This window comes from Arthrobacter sp. TJ-58 (genome assembly GCF_058269295.1).
In genome coordinates, this window is the sequence record NZ_JBZCNM010000001.1 from 125,871 (window position 1) to 142,714 (window position 16,844).

General features: G+C 64.6%; 16 protein-coding genes. 4 read left to right on the forward strand and 12 right to left on the reverse strand.

The window, feature by feature from the left end:
• The first annotated feature begins 4 nt into the window (after positions 1–4).
• From AC4D2W_RS00565 to AC4D2W_RS00580, 4 genes are read left to right on the forward strand one after another with little or no spacing between them, the layout of a single operon-like run.
• The gene (locus tag AC4D2W_RS00565) at positions 5–1,030 is read left to right on the forward strand and encodes a carbohydrate ABC transporter permease (protein WP_490924986.1); all 1,026 of its coding nucleotides are present in this window, start codon (positions 5–7) and stop codon (positions 1,028–1,030) included.
• The gene (locus tag AC4D2W_RS00570) at positions 1,030–1,902 is read left to right on the forward strand and encodes a carbohydrate ABC transporter permease (protein WP_490924987.1); all 873 of its coding nucleotides are present in this window, start codon (positions 1,030–1,032) and stop codon (positions 1,900–1,902) included. Before AC4D2W_RS00565 ends, AC4D2W_RS00570 begins: the two co-directional genes overlap by 1 nt.
• A gap of 8 nt (positions 1,903–1,910) precedes the next feature.
• Positions 1,911–4,283, forward strand: a complete 2,373-nt coding sequence (locus tag AC4D2W_RS00575; RefSeq protein ID WP_490924988.1) for a beta-xylosidase/alpha-l-arabinosidase — start codon at positions 1,911–1,913, stop codon at positions 4,281–4,283.
• Positions 4,280–5,536 carry an endo-1,4-beta-xylanase gene (locus AC4D2W_RS00580; protein WP_490924989.1) on the forward strand — a complete coding sequence of 419 codons (1,257 nt, stop codon included), beginning with the start codon at positions 4,280–4,282 and terminating at the stop codon, positions 5,534–5,536. Before AC4D2W_RS00575 ends, AC4D2W_RS00580 begins: the two co-directional genes overlap by 4 nt.
• Before the next feature lie 72 nt (positions 5,537–5,608).
• On the opposite strand, the gene AC4D2W_RS00585 is transcribed toward AC4D2W_RS00580, so the two are convergent.
• The 12 genes from AC4D2W_RS00585 to sucB form a co-directional block, all read right to left on the reverse strand.
• Positions 5,609–6,538 carry an urea transporter gene (locus AC4D2W_RS00585; RefSeq protein ID WP_490924990.1) on the reverse strand — a complete coding sequence of 310 codons (930 nt, stop codon included), beginning with the start codon at positions 6,536–6,538 and terminating at the stop codon, positions 5,609–5,611.
• A 2-nt stretch (positions 6,539–6,540) separates the two neighbouring features.
• On the reverse strand, positions 6,541–7,671 hold the full coding sequence (locus AC4D2W_RS00590) for a HoxN/HupN/NixA family nickel/cobalt transporter (protein WP_490924991.1): 1,131 nt from the start codon (positions 7,669–7,671) through the stop codon (positions 6,541–6,543).
• 46 nt (positions 7,672–7,717) lie between these two features.
• Positions 7,718–8,740, reverse strand: coding sequence for an urease accessory protein UreD (locus AC4D2W_RS00595; RefSeq protein ID WP_490924992.1), 1,023 nt, complete (start codon positions 8,738–8,740; stop codon positions 7,718–7,720).
• Positions 8,741–8,808: 68 nt separating this feature from the next.
• Complete coding sequence (ureG, locus tag AC4D2W_RS00600; protein ID WP_490924993.1) at positions 8,809–9,444, reverse strand: urease accessory protein UreG; 636 nt, start codon at positions 9,442–9,444, stop codon at positions 8,809–8,811.
• A gap of 86 nt (positions 9,445–9,530) precedes the next feature.
• Positions 9,531–10,220, reverse strand: coding sequence for an urease accessory protein UreF (locus AC4D2W_RS00605; protein WP_490924994.1), 690 nt, complete (start codon positions 10,218–10,220; stop codon positions 9,531–9,533).
• Between the two features lie 9 nt (positions 10,221–10,229).
• Entirely contained in the window at positions 10,230–11,954 is a 1,725-nt protein-coding gene (ureC, locus tag AC4D2W_RS00610) for an urease subunit alpha (RefSeq protein ID WP_490924995.1), read from the reverse strand.
• Complete coding sequence (locus AC4D2W_RS00615; protein WP_490924996.1) at positions 11,954–12,382, reverse strand: urease subunit beta; 429 nt, start codon at positions 12,380–12,382, stop codon at positions 11,954–11,956. The genes ureC and AC4D2W_RS00615 overlap by 1 nt, the downstream gene beginning before the upstream one ends.
• Positions 12,383–12,451: 69 nt before the next feature.
• Entirely contained in the window at positions 12,452–13,369 is a 918-nt protein-coding gene (locus AC4D2W_RS00620; protein ID WP_490924997.1) for a sirohydrochlorin chelatase family protein, read from the reverse strand.
• A 1-nt stretch (position 13,370) separates the two neighbouring features.
• Positions 13,371–13,676, reverse strand: a complete 306-nt coding sequence (locus AC4D2W_RS00625; protein WP_104054653.1) for an urease subunit gamma — start codon at positions 13,674–13,676, stop codon at positions 13,371–13,373.
• Positions 13,677–13,940: 264 nt separating this feature from the next.
• Positions 13,941–14,369: an OsmC family protein gene (locus AC4D2W_RS00630; RefSeq protein WP_490924998.1), complete on the reverse strand. Its 429-nt coding sequence runs from the start codon at positions 14,367–14,369 to the stop codon at positions 13,941–13,943.
• 92 nt (positions 14,370–14,461) lie between these two features.
• Positions 14,462–14,812, reverse strand: coding sequence for a hypothetical protein (locus AC4D2W_RS00635; RefSeq protein ID WP_490924999.1), 351 nt, complete (start codon positions 14,810–14,812; stop codon positions 14,462–14,464).
• 195 nt (positions 14,813–15,007) lie between these two features.
• Complete coding sequence (sucB, locus tag AC4D2W_RS00640) at positions 15,008–16,771, reverse strand: 2-oxoglutarate dehydrogenase, E2 component, dihydrolipoamide succinyltransferase (RefSeq protein ID WP_490925000.1); 1,764 nt, start codon at positions 16,769–16,771, stop codon at positions 15,008–15,010.
• Positions 16,772–16,844: the final 73 nt, after the last annotated feature.

Genomic DNA, 16,844 nt, shown 5'->3' on the forward strand with positions numbered 1-16,844 from the left:
GATAATGACTGAACCTGCAGGCGGTGCTCCGTTGATGACGGACGCTCAGCCGCCGCGGGGCACGGCTACGGCAGGGGACGGCGCGCGTGTGTCGTCCCCTGCCGCACCGCGGCCCAGGCGGCGTCCAACGGACTGGCGCAAGCGCCTCGAGATCACGCTTCTGGCCGGGCCGGCCATCTTCGTTTTTGTCGGCTTCGTCATCTTCCCGGTCGTCCTCGCCGGCTACTACGGCTTCTTCCGCTGGAAGGGCTTTGGACCGGCCACAGACTTCGTCGGTTTCGAAAACTACAAGATCATCTTTCAGGACAGCGCGTTCCACGACGTGCTGCTTCACAACGGGTTCATCCTGGTGCTCTCCCTGGTCATCCAGGGCCCCATTGCGGTCGTCCTGGCCCTCCTGCTCAACCGGAGTATCCGGGGCCGCTCGCTCATCCGCGTCCTCATCTTCGTCCCGTACATCATCTCCGAGGTCATTGTCGGGATCGGCTGGGGTCTCATGCTGCAGACATCCGGCGCCGTCAACGGGCTGCTCGACAGCATCGGGCTGGGAGCGTTCAAGGCAGACTGGCTCTCCGATCCGAAGATCGCCATCTGGTCCCTGATGGTGATCATCTCGTGGAAGTACATCGGCTTTGCCGTCATCCTTTTCCTCGCCGGATTGCAGAGCATCCCCACCGAACTGTTCGAGGCGGCCGCGATCGACGGCGCCAGCTACTGGCAGATCCAGCGCTCCATTACGCTGCCCCTCCTCGGGCCGACCGTGCGGATCTGGGCGTTCCTGTCAATCATCGGTTCGCTGCAGTTGTTCGACCTGGTCTTCATCATCTGGGGCCAGTACGTCGCCTCGACCGCCGGGACATCGACCATGGCCACCTACATGGTCGCCAACGGACGCACGTCGGGCAACTTTGGCTACGGCAGTGCTGTCGCCGTCGTCATGTTCCTGATCTCCCTCGTCATCGCATTGATCTACCAGCGGTTCGTTCTTCGGCGCGACACCGCCGGTGCCCTCACGTCAGGAAAGAAGTGATGACTGTTCTAGACACTCCCACGCCCCCGCGCACGAAGCGTCCGCCGAGGGAGCGCCAGCCGTGGGGCAGCCCCGCGACCTACTTCGTCGCCTTTGTCTTCATCTCACTCTGTCTCGGACCGGTCATCTACATTATTCTCGGTGGGTTCCGCGACAACTCGCAGATCACCAATTCGCCCGCGGGATTCCCGAGCCCGTGGAATTTCGGCAACTACGCGGAGGTGCTCGCGAGCCCGACCTTCTGGCACCAGGTCGGCAACTCGACGATTGCCGCGCTCGCTACGACCATCGGTGTGGTGGTGCTCGGCCTGATGGCAAGCTTCATCCTCGCGCGATACACGTTTGTCGGCCGCGGAGCCATGTATTCACTATTCGCCGCCGGGCTCATGTTCCCGATGACCGTGGCGATCACGCCGCTCTACATCCTCGTTAGGGACCTGGGCCTGATGAACAACCTGGGCGGCGTGATTCTCCCGCAGATCGCCTTCGGACTGCCGGTGACGATCATCATCCTGGTGCCGTTCCTCAAGGCAATCCCCGATGAAATCGAAGAGGCAGCGTCGATCGACGGCACCAGCCGGCTGGGCTTCTTCTTCCGGATGGTCGTTCCTTTGTCGCTGCCGGGCGTGGTGACGACGGGCATTCTAGCCTTCGTGGCGAGCTGGAACAGCTATCTTCTGCCGCTGTTCATCCTCAGTGACCAGGCGACGTACACCCTGCCGCTCGGAGTCCAGGCGTTCGCTTCGCAGTATTCGGTGGACACGGCAAAGGTACTTGCCTTCACCTCACTGTCCATGATTCCAGCACTGATATTTTTCACGCTGTTCGAGCGTCGCATCGTCGGCGGACTCACCGGCGCGGTCAAAGGTTAGGACTTCCCTTGAGCAACACAACATCCACGACGACTACGCCGGCATGGCACGACGTCAGCGCATCCGCTTCGGACCGCGTCGAAGCACTCCTCGCCGAGCTCACGCTCGAGGAGAAGATTGCCCAACTGTTCGGCGTCTGGGTCGGCGCGTCCAGCGAGGGCGGGGACGTTGCCCCGCATCAGAACGACATGGACGACCTCGTTGACCTCGATGCGCTCCTGCCGAACGGGCTCGGCCAGTTGACCCGGCCGTTCGGCTCGGCTCCGGTCGACCCGGCGCTCGGGGCGCTGTCCCTCCTCCGCAGCCAGCGCCGGATTGCGGCATCCAACCGGTTCGGCATCCCGGCTGTTGCGCATGAAGAATGCCTTGCCGGCTTCGCCACCTGGGGGGCGACCGCCTATCCGGTGCCCCTCGCCTGGGGTGCCTCGTTCAATCCGGAGCTCATTGAGCGCATGTCACACCGCATCGGGTCTGACATGCGCTCAGTCGGCATCCACCAGGGCCTTGCCCCGGTGCTCGACGTGGTGCGGGATGCCCGCTGGGGTCGGGTCGAGGAGACTATCGGCGAGGACCCGTATCTCATCGGCACCATCGGAACGGCGTACGTCCGTGGCCTCGAGTCCGCAGGGATAGTCGCAACTCTCAAGCACTTCGTCGGATACTCGGCGTCTAAGGCCGGCCGTAACCTCGCGCCGGTCTCGGTCGGTCCGCGTGAACTCGCTGACGTGCTGCTCGTCCCGTTCGAAATGGTCATGCGCGAAGGCAAGCCGCGTTCGGTCATGCACTCCTATACCGACCTCGACGGCGTGCCATCCGCGGCTGACGAGTCGCTGCTCACCGGAGTCCTGCGCGACACCTGGGGTTTCGACGGCACCGTCGTGGCCGACTACTTCGGGATCGCCTTCCTGAAACTGCTTCACGGCGTCGCGGGTTCGTGGGGCGAGGCCGCCGCTCTCGCGCTCACAGCGGGCGTGGATGTCGAACTGCCGACGGTGAAGACCTTCGGTGCGCCGCTGACTGAAGCGGTCCGGTCGGGTGCCCTGTCCGAGGCGGTCATAGATCGTGCCCTCCGGCGTGTGCTGCGCCAGAAGGTCGAACTCGGACTGCTTGATCCTGACTGGGATGCCACGCCTGCAGCGTTGCGCGACGCCGACGTGGACAACGCGGAAGGCATCCGCGGCACCATCGACCTGGACAGCGCCGGTAATCGGACGGTCGCCCGCGAGATCGCCGAACAGTCCATCGTGCTTTTGAGCAACGACGGGATCCTTCCGCTCGCCGCCCCGCGCCGGATTGCTGTCGTCGGGCCGACGACCGACGACCCCTTCGCCGTTCTCGGCTGCTACTCGTTCCCTGCGCATGTCGGCGTGCAGCACCCTGACACGCCCCTCGGTATCGAACTGCCCACGCTGCTGGACAGCCTCCGCATCGAGTTTCCCGAAGCCGACATCGAATACGTACCCGGGACGACGATCGACGGAGGAGAAACCGCCGGGATCTCCGCAGCGGTGGATGCTGCAACGCGGGCCGACGTCGTCATCGTCGCCCTCGGCGACCGGGCCGGGCTCTTTGGCCGCGGCACGAGCGGTGAGGGCTGCGACGTCGAGTCGCTCCGTCTGCCCGGTGCCCAACAGATCCTTCTCGACGCCGTCCTGGCAACATCGACGCCTGCCGTCGTCACCCTGCTCGCCGGACGACCGTACGCGCTGGGATCCGCTGTCACGGGCGCCGGCGCGATCCTGCAAGCGTTCTTCGCAGGAGAAGAAGGAACCGCCGCGCTTGCCGGCATCCTCTCCGGCCGGGTCAATCCGAGCGGACGCCTGCCTGTCAGCATCCCGGCCTCAGAGGGGACGCAGCCGTCCACATACCTGGCCGCTCCTCTGGGACGCTCCAACGGAGTGTCCAGCATTGACCCGACCGCCGTCTTCCCGTTCGGACACGGGATCGGGTATACGACCTTTGACTGGAGCGCCGGCCAGCACGGGCCGGCGACGATCGGAGTCGACGGCACGGCGACCCTCGGCCTCCGTCTGCGCAACACCGGGGACCGTTCCGGGACAGAAATCGTCCAGATTTACGTCCACGATCCTGTCGCGTCAGTGGTGCGCCCGGTGCAGCGTCTGGTCGGTTTTCATCGCGTTGACCTGTTGCCGGGCGAATCCGTCGAGCTCTCGATACACATTCCCGCAGATGTCACCAGCTTCACCGGCCGAAACGGCGAGCGGGTGGTCGAACCGGGGGAGATCGTCCTTGGTCTCGGAGCGTCGAGCGCCGACATGCGGATCACGCAGTCGGTGCAGCTCTGCGGTGAAGCGCGCGTCGTGGGCTTCGACCGGGCCTTCCACCCGAGTTTTAAGGAGATCGCACGGAGCGCCTCATGAGCGTCGATCACCGTCGGGGAACCGCGCAGGTCACCGTGCTGGACTCCGTCGGCAACCCTGTGCCCAACGCGGATGTCACTGTCGAACAGCAGCGTCATCACTTCACCTTCGGCAACATCGGTTTCGACTTCATCCCGCTCGCCAATGGGGAGACCGAGCAGGATGCCGCCGCGGAGCCCGTTTTCGGCGGGGCAGGGCTCGCTGGGCTGCCGGATCTCGAGGCGATGTGGCTCGACCTCTTCAACACGGCGACCCTTCCGTTCTACTGGCGGGGATTTGAGCCGACCCGCGGCAAGCCTGACACCCGAAGACTTCTCCGGACCGCCTCGTGGTTCGCTGAGCACGGAGTGGCGGTGAAGGGGCATCCGCTTACCTGGCACACGCTCGCGCCCGAGTGGCTCACCGGTTTACCGGCAGCGGAGATCGAGCGGCTGCAACGCGAGCGGATCCGGCGCGAGGTGACCGACTTTTCCGGGGTCATCGACACGTGGGATGCCATCAATGAAGCCGTCATCATGCCCGTGTTCACTGCAGAGGAAAACGGTATCACCCGGCTTGCCCGGAGCATTGGCCGCGTGCCCATGATTCAGCTCGCGTTCGAGGAAGCCCGCGCCTCCAACCCTTCGGCGACGCTCGTCTTGAACGACTTCGACTTGTCCAGCGACTACGAAGCTCTGATCGAGCGCGTGCTTGAAGCGGGGATCACCGTGGACGCGATCGGCCTGCAGACGCACATGCATCAGGGATATTGGGGAGAAGAGACCATGCTGGCGGTGGTCGACCGATTCGCCCGCTTCGGGCTGCCCCTCCATCTGACCGAGACGACCCTGCTGTCGGGGGACCTCATGCCGCCGGAAGTCACCGACCTCAACGACTATCAGATCCCATCCTGGCCATCGACACCCGAGGGAGAGGCCAGGCAAGCGAACGAGATCGTGCGCCACTATCGCTCCCTCGTTGGCCACCCGGCGGTGCAGGCCATCACCTACTGGGGGCTTACCGACGACGGAGCGTGGCTCAGCGCGCCGGGCGGGTTTGTTCGCGCCGACGGCACGCCGAAACCCTCGTTTTACGCGCTGCGGTCCCTGATTAAGGGCGAATGGTGGCTGCCGCAAATGACGATGCGCACGGATCATGACGCACGCTTGTCGATCACGGGTTTCTTCGGTGATTACGTGATTAGGCGCGACGGGCAAAGCGCACCGCTCTCGCTCTCGCCGGGGCGTGACACGGCCACCGTCCGATTCCGCTGACACCTCAAAAGACTCTCCACGCGGCGAGTGCAGGTCGCCGCGGCTGAATAAGCTTGGAGGTCTCCTGCACGCTTAGGGGCGCTTGGCCGCAGGAATGTAATGGGCAATGACCAGGAACACCCAGGTGGTGAGGATGTACGGCCAGGTGTAGGTGGGAGCGTCAAGGCGGTGCATCACCACTGTGACCACAGCGGTCACCACGGTTCCAATCACGGCGAGCACCCAGGACACTGAACTGCTGCGCAGGAACACCACGGCGAGCGCGATGGCGGTGAGGACGCCGGAGTAGCCGGCCAGACCGTTTGCGGTTTCGGTGAGCGACTCTCCCATTGCCAGGGCACACAGGCTGCCTACCACGCTGCCGAGCAGCCCGGCCAGGCCGACTTTCCACCCGGCCACGAACAGCCCGATCAGGATGAGCGCCCCCGCCCACACATTGTTGATCAGCACCACTTCGGACACATTGGTCAACAGCGAGCGTGCAAAGGCGAGCGGCTCCGAGTCGATGGTGCCGGACTGCGCCGCACTTACATGCAGCGGTTCGGTGCTGAGCAGTATGACCGTCGCAACAAGGCAGAACGGTGCCGTCGTTGACGGCAGGTTATATACCTTCAGCGGCGTCTTCGTGAACAGCGCGACCACCAGCCATGTGACCGGGGCACACAGCAGCCCGCCCAGGAGTGCGATGGGGTATGACTCCCACCGGCCGCCGATGGCAGAGTAGGTCCCGGCACCCACCAGGGCGCCGCAGAAGCCCTGCAGACCCGAAGTCACGGAGGACGGATCGGCCTTGAGCAGGAATCCCCCCAGCGTGTTTCCCGCACAGCCAATCAGGACGAGCAGTGCCATGCGCCAGTCAGCGACGACGAAGGCGGCCAGGATCAGCAGCGCCGTGTAGGTATTGCTCTGGAAGAAGATCTGCGAGAGCCCCTGACACCAGCCCTTTAGCCACCCCGCGCCCGAGATGGGAGAGTTCGATGCGGTTGCGCCAATGCTGCTCATGGTCAGCTCCTGTTCGGAATGTCATCGGGCGGCGTCCCCTGGCCCTGGCCCGGCTCCGGACCGCCCGGTGCGGTCGAGCCGCCGCCCGCCAGCGCCCACCGCTCCTCCACATGGCCGAACCGCCAGTAGGCGGTGGAGGTGAACCAGACCAGTATCAGCGTGCCGACGACGATGTAGCCCACGTTCTCAAGGTCGATGGCGGCCACCCACCCGGTGAGGGGGTCGCGCAGCCCCAGCTTCTCGTTCAGCAGCCCGACCAGCTCAATGCCGCCGATCATGACGGCGATCATGACCGAAAGCCCGGTGATGGTGAGGTTGTAATACAGCTTGCGGACCGCGTTGACGCTCGCCCAACCGTAAGCCTTCACCATCACGGCAGAGTCAAGAGTGTCGAACAGGCTCATGCCGGCCGCAAAAATCAGGGGCAGGCAGAGGATGGCGTACCAGGGCAATCCTGTCGCGGCCCCGGTTCCGGCCAGGACCAGCAGAGCGATCTCACTGGCGGTGTCGAAGCCGAGCCCAAACAGAAAGCCGACGGCGTACATCTTTCCCGGCCGGTCGATGCTCCGCAGCATCGGCCGGATGAGGCGGCTGATGAGGCCCCGGCCCTGCAGATGCCGCTCCAGCTCCAACTCATCGAGGTCGCCGTTGCGCGATGCCCGCCACACCTTGAGGATTCCCACGAACGCCACGGCATTGATAAGTCCGATCAACAACAGGAAGACGCCGGACACCAAGGTGCCGAACACGCCGAGCCCGTTGCGCACTTCGTTGCCGTCGCTGCTCAGCCCCACCGCCCAGCTCACCCCGAGCGCCAGCAGCGCCGCCATCAGAAAGACTATGGTGGAGTGCCCGAGGGAGAAGAACAGGCCCACCCCTGCGGCCGGCTTGCGCAGATCCACCAGCTTGCGGGTGGTGTTGTCGATGGCGGCGATGTGGTCCGCGTCGAAGGCGTGCCTGACGCCGAGTACATAGGCCACCACGGCAATCCCCACCCCGAAGACGGAGGAACCCAGCTGCAGATGCAGCGGCTCGACCAGGAAGAAGAAGAGTCCGAACCCCGCGATGTGCAGGAGCGCGACCGGAATGAAGGCGCGCACCACCTGCGCCCGGTAGGACCGCACCGGTTTCATCGCCGTCTCTTGCGCCGTAGCCCGTTCACTCACCTTTTGTCCCCCTCTAGCTCTTTCGAATTACGGGTGCCTGCCGCCCGGTCAGCAGTTCGTGAACGGCTGATGCCGCGGCTGTGTTCGCGGCAGCCACGGCAACGGTGTCATTGCCCACCAGGCGCATCCACACGCCGGCATCGTGTGGCAGCGTGCTCACCCCGTAGATGAGGTCACCGCCGCTGCCAGCGAGTGCCCGGTGCAGCGTGTCAGCGAGCTGGGCAGGGGTAGCCAGCGGTGTGAGGACATAGAGCATCGTGAGCACATCGTGGTCCGCGAGCACGCCCAGCCCGTTCACGCCGTCGGCCGCAGCCCCGGGTTCCGCGCCGTTCTGCGGGCACAGCCGCACCCGGTCGAGGGCGACCAGGCGGCCGTCCGGCCGCCGCACCTCGAGGTCCGAGGCGTAGACGTCGTAGGCATGCCGCTCTCCGCGGGCGAGCCGGCCGGCATACACGGTCTCGCCGAGCAGCAGTGTTGCCGACTCATCGAGTACCACCGAGGTCTGCTGGTAGAAACGCGAATCCGCGAAGGGCACGGTGGGCTCAGGCAGGTACTCCACATAGGCGTCCTGCTCCACCTCAATATTCATGATCGCGGCGGCGTAGTCGTGGTCCATGCGGTAGACCCGGGTGTGGGTCTGCGTGGCCAGGTACGCCGACGTTCCGGGGCCGAAATGGAGGTCGGTGCGCAGCCGGTCCCCCTGCAGAATGCCGCCGCCGGAGGACATGAGGTAGGTGTAGGCCATGTCGGGACGCAGCGGATTGAAGTAGAGCGGATGCATGATCTGCAGCGGAGACTTCTGATAGTGCTGCACGAGCTCGGTTCGCCCGCGGTTGCGGGCGAACCCCAGCTGCAACACGCCCACCTTGCCCGGGCTGCCAACAGGCAGGGTGGGCGCCCCGGCATGGCGCAGCACTTCGGCTGGCACCCGGGCCGGCTCATAGTATGCCGGCTGGAGCCGGTAACCGCCGGTGCTCGGTTCCCGGCCGCCGGTCTGCCTGGGCGGCGGGGGAGGCACGGGAATCACGCCGGTCATTCCGTCACCATCGGCGGGAGCATTCCCGGCGGGTGCCGGCGTGTTTCGCGGTTCCGTCACCTTGACCGTCATCCGATGAGCTCGGTTCTGGCGCCGTTCCACTGCGTCATGATCTCCCGGTACAGTTCGTCGACCCCGTGTCCGGTGAGTGAGTTTGTCAGCACCACCGGCCGGTTCTCACGCACCCGGTGCGCATCGGATTCCATCACGTCCAGGTTCGTGCGCACGTACTGCGCAATGTCGATCTTGTTGATCACCAGGATGTCGCTGTCCGTGATGCCGGGCCCGCGCTTGCGCGGCATCTTCTCGCCCTCGGCGGTGTCCAGCACGAACACGAACACATCGGCGAGCGCCGGCGAGAAGGTAAGCGTGAGGTTGTCGCCGCCCGACTCGTAAATCAGGGTGTCGATGTCGGGAAACCGTTCCAGCATCTCTGCGCCGACGGCCAGGTTCATGGTCGGATCATCGCGTACGGCCGTATGCGGGCAGGATCCGGTCTCAACACCCACCACCCGCTCGGGGTCCAGGATGCCCGCCAGCTCCCTGCGCACGTGGTGGGCATCCTCCTGGGTATAAATGTCATTCGTGATCACACCGGGTGTGCGCCCGGCCTCAATGAGCAGCGGCACCAGCGCCTCCGTCAGCGCAGTCTTCCCGCTGCCCACGGGACCGCCGATGCCGATCCTCAAAACGTTCTCGCTCATCAGTTCCTCATTTCAGTGATCTCTGGTATTCTTCTGCCTGCGCGCCGTGTCTCAGGCGCCGCGCTTTCTGTCTGTCCGTACCGGTGTCAGCTGGCAAACAGCCGAGCCTCGGCTCTTTCGTGCCGGGCCGACATGATGTCGGCCATGGGTGCACAGCCGCCAAGGTCGGCAAGATCGCGCTCAAGGGCTTCATCCGTCGCCTGCTCTATCACCCCGGCCGTCTCCAGCAGGATTGCCTGGGCGTGCCGGTGGTCGGTCAGCCGCAGCCGCAGGGCGGCTCCGACAAAGCTCGCCGAAAAGGCGAACAGGTCTGAAGCCACGGCCTGCGGGGTGGTTACTCCGGCGGCGGCATACACCACCGCCGTCGCGACCGGCTGGCAGCCGGGTGTGCTGCGCAGACGCACCCGTTCGCTGTACTGCGCGAGCAGCGCGTTGTCGATCAGTTCGGCGCCCAGATCGATCAGCTGGTGCCCGCTGCGCACGGAGGCGGTGCGCATTTCGGCGTTGAGTTTTGAGGAGAACAACCGCTGGTCGATCTCCTGGACGAGTTCGACGTCGTCGCCAGCCGCCGCGCGGTGGGCGGCGGCAAGTGCAGTGGCGTCCCCCGGCCCGACCGAGTGCAGCAGCAGCTCGGCGAGCAGCTGCTGCACTCCGTTCCGGGACACGAGCCGGGCCTGGCTGTAGGCCTCGAGCCCGTGGGACATGGTGTAAAAGCCGCTGGGAAAGGCCGAGTCGGCGAATTGCAGGCTGGTCAGCAGCTGGTTCACATCCGTCATTCGGTGCCCCTATGCGAGGAAGAACAGCTGAGTCAGCGGCAGGGTCTGCGCCGGCGGAATCGTGGCCAGCGTCCCGTCGTATGTCACGTCGTACGTCTCGGGGTCAACTTCGATGTGCGGCGTCGCGCTGTTGCGTACCATGTTCTCCTTTCCGAGGCCGCGGCAGCCGTGTACCGGAAGGATCTGGCTTTCCAGCCCGAGCCGCTCGGGAACGCCCTTGTCGATGGCCGACTTGGACATGAACGTCGCCCGCGTGCTCTGCAGCGTCTTGCCCTGCGCGCCGAACATGGGCCGGTAGAACACCGGCTGCGGAGTTGGCAGCGAGGCGTTGGGGTCGCCCATCAAGGCCCAGTTGATCAGGCCGCCCTTGACAATCAGTTTGGGCTTGGCGCCGAAGGAACCCACGGGCCAGAGCACGATATCGGCCATCTTGCCCTCTTCCAGCGAACCGATGTAATCGGATACGCCCTGGGTAATGGCCGGGTTGATCGTGATCTTGGCGAGATAGCGCAGGACCCGGAAGTTGTCGTTATCGGCACTGTCTTCCGGAAGGGTGCCGCGCTGGTCCTTGCAGTGGTGGGCAATCTGGAAGGTACGCATGAACGACTCTCCGATGCGCCCCATGGCCTGTGAATCGGAGGAAACCATCGAAATGATCCCCTCGTCATGGAAAACCGTTTCGGCCGAGATCGTCTCGGCACGCACGCGGGAGTCGGCGAAGGCTACGTCTTCGGGGATGTCATGGGAGAGGTGGTGGCAGACCATCACCATGTCCAGCAGCTCGTCAACCGAGTTGGCGGTGTAGGGCAGGGTGGGGTTCGTCGAGGACGGGAGTACGTTGGGGTGGCCGGCCACCTTGATGATGTCCGGTGCGTGCCCACCGCCGGCACCCTCGGTGTGGAAGGTGTGGATGGTGCGGCCGTCGATGGCATCGAGGGTGTTCTCGACATAGCCGGCCTCGTTGAGGCTGTCGGTGTGCACGGAAACCTGCACATCGTAGGCGTCAGCCACGGAGAGCGCGTTGCTGAGCGCGGCCGGTGTGGAGCCGTAGTCCTCATGCACCTTAAGGCCGCATGCCCCGCCCTGGACCTGTTCGATCAGGGCTTCGGGAAGCGATCCGTTGCCCTTGCCGAGGAAACCCATGTTCACCGGCATCGCCTCGGCTGATTCCAGCAGCCGGGCAAGATTCCACACACCCGGGGTGGTCGTGACGCCGTTGGTGCCGTCGGTTGGTCCCGTACCTCCGCCAAAGAGGGTGGTGATGCCGTTGGAGAGGGCGGCCAGGGCCTGTTCCGGCGAAATGTAGTGCACGTGCGAGTCGATGCCGCCGGCGGTGGCGATAAGGTGCTCGCCGGCCAGGAATTCGGTGCCCGGGCCCACCACAAGCCGCGGATCTACTCCGCTCATGGTGTGCGGGTTGCCCGATTTGCCGATGCCGGCGATCTTTCCGTCCCGCACACCGATGTCGCCCTTAACAACGCCGAGCACCGGATCCAGGATGATGGCGTTGGTGATGACCAGGTCAAGCACGCCCTCCGCGTCCGTCGCAGACGGGTCCGCTGCCATGCCGTCACGGGCGGTTTTTCCGCCGCCGTAGACCACCTCGTCGCCGTAATGGCCCTCGTTGTAATCCTTCTCGATCTCGATCACCAGATTGGTGTCGGCCAAGTGGACCCGGTCGCCAACGGTGGGACCAAAGAGGTCCGTATATTGCTTGCGCGAGATGATAGCCATTACTTTTGCCCCTTAGATGCGTCGCCGGTTGCATTGGCACTGGGTTTGACGCTCGGTTTACCGTTTTTGAATTCGAGTTCTTCCATTCGTGCCATCGCCCGGATCTTCGTTGCCGCGGAGTCGAGCCCGCCGTCCACGAGGTTGTTGAAGCCAATCACGCGCCGGATTCCGGCGTACGCGGTGAGCGTCACTTCACGGGTGTCACCGGCCTCCAGCCGGATGCCGGTCCCCGCGGGCACATCCAAATGCATGCCGTAGGCGAGTTCCCGTTCGAACAGAAGTGCCTTGTTGGCCTCGAAGAAGTGGAAGTGCGAGCCGATTTGTATCGCCCGGTCGCCGGTGTTGCTCACCAGCAGCGTGACGCTTGGCCTGCCGGCGTTAATCTCGATGTCTTCGTCTTTATGGTGATAAGTGGGGCTGCCCAGCATGGTGTTTCCTTCCCTTGCGGCGCGATGCGGGGTCGCTGCGCGCGGCGTTGCGGTGTAGGAGGGATCCGATCAGCTCGAACGGATGGGGATGGGATGGTGGTGCGTGTGAGAGTCGGCCTGGCCGTGGTGATGCGTATGGGAGTGACCGTTGGCTTCCTCGAAGGCATGCGAGTGGGCATAGCCGTGACCGTGGTCAGCCGTCAGGCCTGCCTGGATGCCGTTACGGCCGTGGCGCAGGTTGTGCAGAGCGTCGCGGACCCGCTCGCGGATGACGCGCAGCACGGCCTGCTCGCTCAGCAGTGCACCGTAGAACCCGGCATCAGCGAAACCGCCCTCCCCGAACGGCACGGGCTCCCCGCGCACGGTCGCCACCCGTCGGAAACCTGCCGGGACGACGACCGTCTGCGCGCTGCCGAGCAGCCGCAGCCGGTTTACGACCGCCAGGAGTCCGGCTGCGTCGTCAACGGTCGCCGTGTCCACAGGGTTGCCGGCCCCGTGGGTGCGCACCAGATGTGCGATGCGGTGGAGCTCGGCGTCGTCGAAGGGGTTGGCAGCATCCGCGAAGATCAGGACAGCCGCCTCCGGTGCGCTCCGGCGCACCTCGGTGGCGGCAGCCCGAAGCCATGCCGTCAGGTGGTCTCCGGTGCCAAAGGCATCGGCCAGAACCATTGGCACGGGGGAGGACGCGGTGCTGTTGCTCGAGGGTGCCTGGACGCCGAGCCAGCTGAGCGTCTTAGCGATGTCCGCCACCAGGGTCGGATTGCGGCCGAAAGTCATGGGCAGCACGACGATCGGTGCCGGCTCTGCGCCGGAACCCGGACGACTGCTCGCGAGCAGGTGCGTGAGCGTGTTGTGCAGCGGTCGGCCGGCCGGGGTGATGAGAGCTCCGGGAACCAAATCCGCCGCGAAGGAGAGATCCGCTCCGTTGTTGCTCTCGTGTCCGCCGACCAGCACCACGGTCGCTTGGGACTCGAGGAGCTGAGTCAACTCATACCCCGATGGGATCGTGGCAGGAGACGAGCTTGCTGCCGTCCACAAAAGTTGCCTCGACCTGCAGGAGCGGCAGCCGCTGGCGGACGCCGTCCATGCACTGGCTTTCAGAGACGATGGTCTTGCCAAGCTCCATCACCTCCGCGACGGTCCGGCCGTCGCGGGCGCCTTCCAGTATCGCCTCGCAAATGAGAGCGGTGGCTTCGCTGACGTTCAGTTTGGTTCCGCGTTCGCGCCGTTTACGGGCCAAATCGGCCACTTGGTATATGTACAGCTTGTCTATTTCTTTTGGAGTGAGGTCCATTGCTTCACCTTCAGCCGCAGTTGTGATCACTTTGTTTGTGCTCGGCGCACCGGCCGAGCCCGCGTAGGAGAGACGCTACCCGCAGCAATTGGCAGCCAACACCCTGTGATCCGGAACTGGGGTTGGTACGGTGCAGAGAAATGTGAGTGTTGATTCTGCACCTCGGACAGGCACAAAAAACCCGTGCTTCCCTTGACTTTCCAAGGGGAACACGGGTTGTTTGCGCACCGGTGCCAAGCCGGCTCGGGCTTAGGACTCCAAGACTTAGGACTCCAGTGTGGCGTCCAGCGAGATCTTGATTCCGGCGAGCGCCTGCGACACCGGGCAGCCGCTCTTCGCGGCCTCCGCGATGTCCGCGAATTCCTCGGCGGTCAGGCCGGGAACCACAGCGGTGACCTTCAGGCGGCTCTCGGTGATGCCGGTGCCGGGGACGAAGGTTACGTCCGCGGAGGTCTGGATGCGCTCAGCGGTCTTCCCGGCTTCGGCCAGTCCGTTGCTGAAGGCCATGGAGAAGCAGGCAGAGTGGGCTGCGGCAATCAATTCCTCCGGGCTGGTCTTGCCGTTGGCTTCCTCTGCGCGGGCCTTCCACGTGACGTCGTAGGTGCCCAGGCCGGAACTGTCGAGGGTGACATCACCCTTGCCGTTGAAGAGGTCGCCGTTCCAGACGGTGTGGGCTGAGCGGACTGTAGCCATGGGAAGCTCCTTAAAAGCGGATGGGATGAAGGCCGGCAGGTGCCGGGACTTCATCCCATCCTATTCAGTGACGCTGAGCGGGTTCTACTGTCCTAGTGCCACATCGTTGCAACGGCTATGTTAACGACGGCGAGGATGCCCACGCCGTTGGCCAGAGCAGAGCTCACGGGCTCGTTCTTCTTGTACTTGCGCTGGCCGACGAACGCCAGCACGGCGATCACCAGGGCCACCACAAGTTTGACGGTAATCTTCGCGTAATTGACTCCGTAGTCATCCATCTCGGCCAGGCCCACGAGGAGGAGTCCGGTGACCAGGGCCAGCAGCGCACCGTGGAACTGGCCGGGCATGACGGTGGGCTTCTTAATATTGGCAAGCCAGATGCCGACGATGATGGCCGCACCGAGGATGTGCAGGAAAACAAGAAAATTGTGTAGGAAGTCCATCCCTCCAGCTTACGGACGCCCCGGGCGCATTCAACAGCAGGACGGTGCGGCCAACGGTAACTTTTCGACAACATGTAGAAAACATGCCGAAATCCGGTTCATGGCAGGTTCCCCGGGGCGGGGCCGAAAGGCGGAGAGCAGAAAGGGCGCTTCCCCGAGGGGAAGCGCCCTTTCTAAGCGGCAATCAAACCGGGGCTAGAGGCCCAGGTCAGAGGAGAAGTTGCCTTCTTCAAGGCGTGCCTTCAGCGTCTGCAGGAACCGGCCTGCATCAGCACCGTCCACCAGTCGGTGGTCGTAGGACAGGGACAGGTACATCATGGAGCGGATGGCGATGGTGTCATTGCCCTCGGCATCGGTGAGGACGACGGGACGCTTGACGATCGCACCGGTGCCCAGGATGCCCACCTGCGGCTGGTTGATGATCGGGGTGTCGAACAGGGCACCCACGGAACCGATGTTGGTGATGGTGAAGGTTCCGCCGGACAGCTCGTCCGGTCCGATCTTTCCGGCCTTGGTGCGCGAACCGACGTCGCCGATGCGCTTGGCCAGGCCGGCAATGTTCAGGTCGCCGGCATCGGTGATGACGGGAACCAGCAGGCCCTTTTCGGTGTCCACGGCAATCGCGAGGTGCTCGGCGTCGTGGTACGTGATCTGCTGGGCATCCGAGTCGTAGGACGCGTTCAGCTTCGGGTGCTGCTTCAGTGCCTCGGTGACTGCCTTGGCAATGAAGGGCAGGAAGGTGAGCTTGGCGCCGTTCTGCTCCAGGAAGGAGTTCTTGGCCGAGGCGCGCAGCTTGGCGACGCGCGTCATGTCCACTTCCTGGACCTGGGTCAGCTGGGCCGACACCTGCAGGGATTCGACCATGCGGCGGGCGATCGTCTGGCGGATCCGCGGTGCCTTGACCGTGGTCCCGCGCAGCTTGGCGCTCTCTTCGCTGATCTTTGCCGGTGCAGCAGCCTTGTCCGAGGACGGGGCAGCAGCCGGTGCAGCCGCGGCGGCCGGAGCAGCCTCGGAAGCCTTCTTGGCTTCAGCGGCTTCCAGGACATCCTGCTTGCGAATGCGGCCGGCGACGCCCGAACCCTTGACGGTGGACAGGTCCACGCCGTGCTGGTTTGCAAGCTTGCGCACCAGCGGAGTGACGTAGGTTCCTTCGGACTCGGCAGCGGCGGGAGCTTCCTGCTTGGGAGCCTCCTGCTTCGGAGCTTCAGCCTTGGGCTCGGGCTTCTTCTCTTCCTGCTTCGGGGCTTCCTTCTTCTCCGGCTCAACTGCCGGAGCTTCGCGCTCGTCCTTGGAAGCGGCCGCTACCGGCTCGGCTTCCTTCGGCTCGGCCTTGGCCGGAGCACCTGCACCCGAACCGATGACGGCCAGGACGGCGCCCACCTCGGCGGTGTCATCCTCATTCACGCGGATTTCCAGCAGCTTGCCGGCCACGGGGGAGGGGATCTCGGTGTCAACCTTGTCGGTGGAAACCTCAAGCAGGGGCTCATCCACCTCGACGTCATCGCCCACGGCCTTGAGCCAGCGGGTGACGGTGCCTTCGGTGACGGACTCGCCCAGGGCCGGAAGGGTTACTTCGGTGCCTTCGCCGGAACCCGAGTCGGAGGCGGGAGCCTCTGCGGCCGGAGCTTCCTCAGCCGGGGCTTCCTCAGCAGGAGCCTCTTCGGCCGGTGCTTCCTGGTTGGCGGCGCTGCCGCCGTCGTCCTTGGCATCAGCGGAACCGGAGCCGTCGCCGATGCGCACCAGCGCCTCGCCAACCTCTGCGGTTTCGTCTTCGGCGACGAGGATTTCCTCGATGACGCCGGCCACGGGGGAAGGAATTTCGGTGTCAACCTTGTCGGTGGACACTTCCAGCAGCGGCTCGTCTACTTCAACGCTGTCTCCGACAGCCTTCAGCCAACGGGTAACGGTACCTTCGGTGACGCTTTCACCAAGGGCGGGTAAGTTCACGGTTTCAGACATATTGTCCCCGTTTCTCCTTATTAGATCTTTTGAACCAGCCGTACCGCTGGTGCTGGTGGTGGAAAGCCTAGTG

Excerpts from the sequence above, each read along its gene's own strand:
- AC4D2W_RS00565 (WP_490924986.1), top strand. The coding sequence starts at position 5 with ATGACTGAACCTGCAGGCGGTGCTCCGTTGATGACGGACGCTCAGCCG.
- AC4D2W_RS00570 (WP_490924987.1), top strand. The coding sequence starts at position 1,030 with ATGACTGTTCTAGACACTCCCACGCCCCCGCGCACGAAGCGTCCGCCG.
- AC4D2W_RS00580 (WP_490924989.1), top strand. The coding sequence starts at position 4,280 with ATGAGCGTCGATCACCGTCGGGGAACCGCGCAGGTCACCGTGCTGGAC.
- AC4D2W_RS00585 (WP_490924990.1), bottom strand. The coding sequence starts at position 6,538 with ATGAGCAGCATTGGCGCAACCGCATCGAACTCTCCCATCTCGGGCGCG.
- AC4D2W_RS00590 (WP_490924991.1), bottom strand. The coding sequence starts at position 7,671 with ATGAAACCGGTGCGGTCCTACCGGGCGCAGGTGGTGCGCGCCTTCATT.
- AC4D2W_RS00595 (WP_490924992.1), bottom strand. The coding sequence starts at position 8,740 with ATGACCGGCGTGATTCCCGTGCCTCCCCCGCCGCCCAGGCAGACCGGC.
- ureG (WP_490924993.1), bottom strand. The coding sequence starts at position 9,444 with ATGAGCGAGAACGTTTTGAGGATCGGCATCGGCGGTCCCGTGGGCAGC.
- AC4D2W_RS00605 (WP_490924994.1), bottom strand. The coding sequence starts at position 10,220 with ATGACGGATGTGAACCAGCTGCTGACCAGCCTGCAATTCGCCGACTCG.
- ureC (WP_490924995.1), bottom strand. The coding sequence starts at position 11,954 with ATGGCTATCATCTCGCGCAAGCAATATACGGACCTCTTTGGTCCCACC.
- AC4D2W_RS00615 (WP_490924996.1), bottom strand. The coding sequence starts at position 12,382 with ATGCTGGGCAGCCCCACTTATCACCATAAAGACGAAGACATCGAGATT.
- AC4D2W_RS00625 (WP_104054653.1), bottom strand. The coding sequence starts at position 13,676 with ATGGACCTCACTCCAAAAGAAATAGACAAGCTGTACATATACCAAGTG.
- AC4D2W_RS00630 (WP_490924998.1), bottom strand. The coding sequence starts at position 14,369 with ATGGCTACAGTCCGCTCAGCCCACACCGTCTGGAACGGCGACCTCTTC.
- AC4D2W_RS00635 (WP_490924999.1), bottom strand. The coding sequence starts at position 14,812 with ATGGACTTCCTACACAATTTTCTTGTTTTCCTGCACATCCTCGGTGCG.
- sucB (WP_490925000.1), bottom strand. The coding sequence starts at position 16,771 with ATGTCTGAAACCGTGAACTTACCCGCCCTTGGTGAAAGCGTCACCGAA.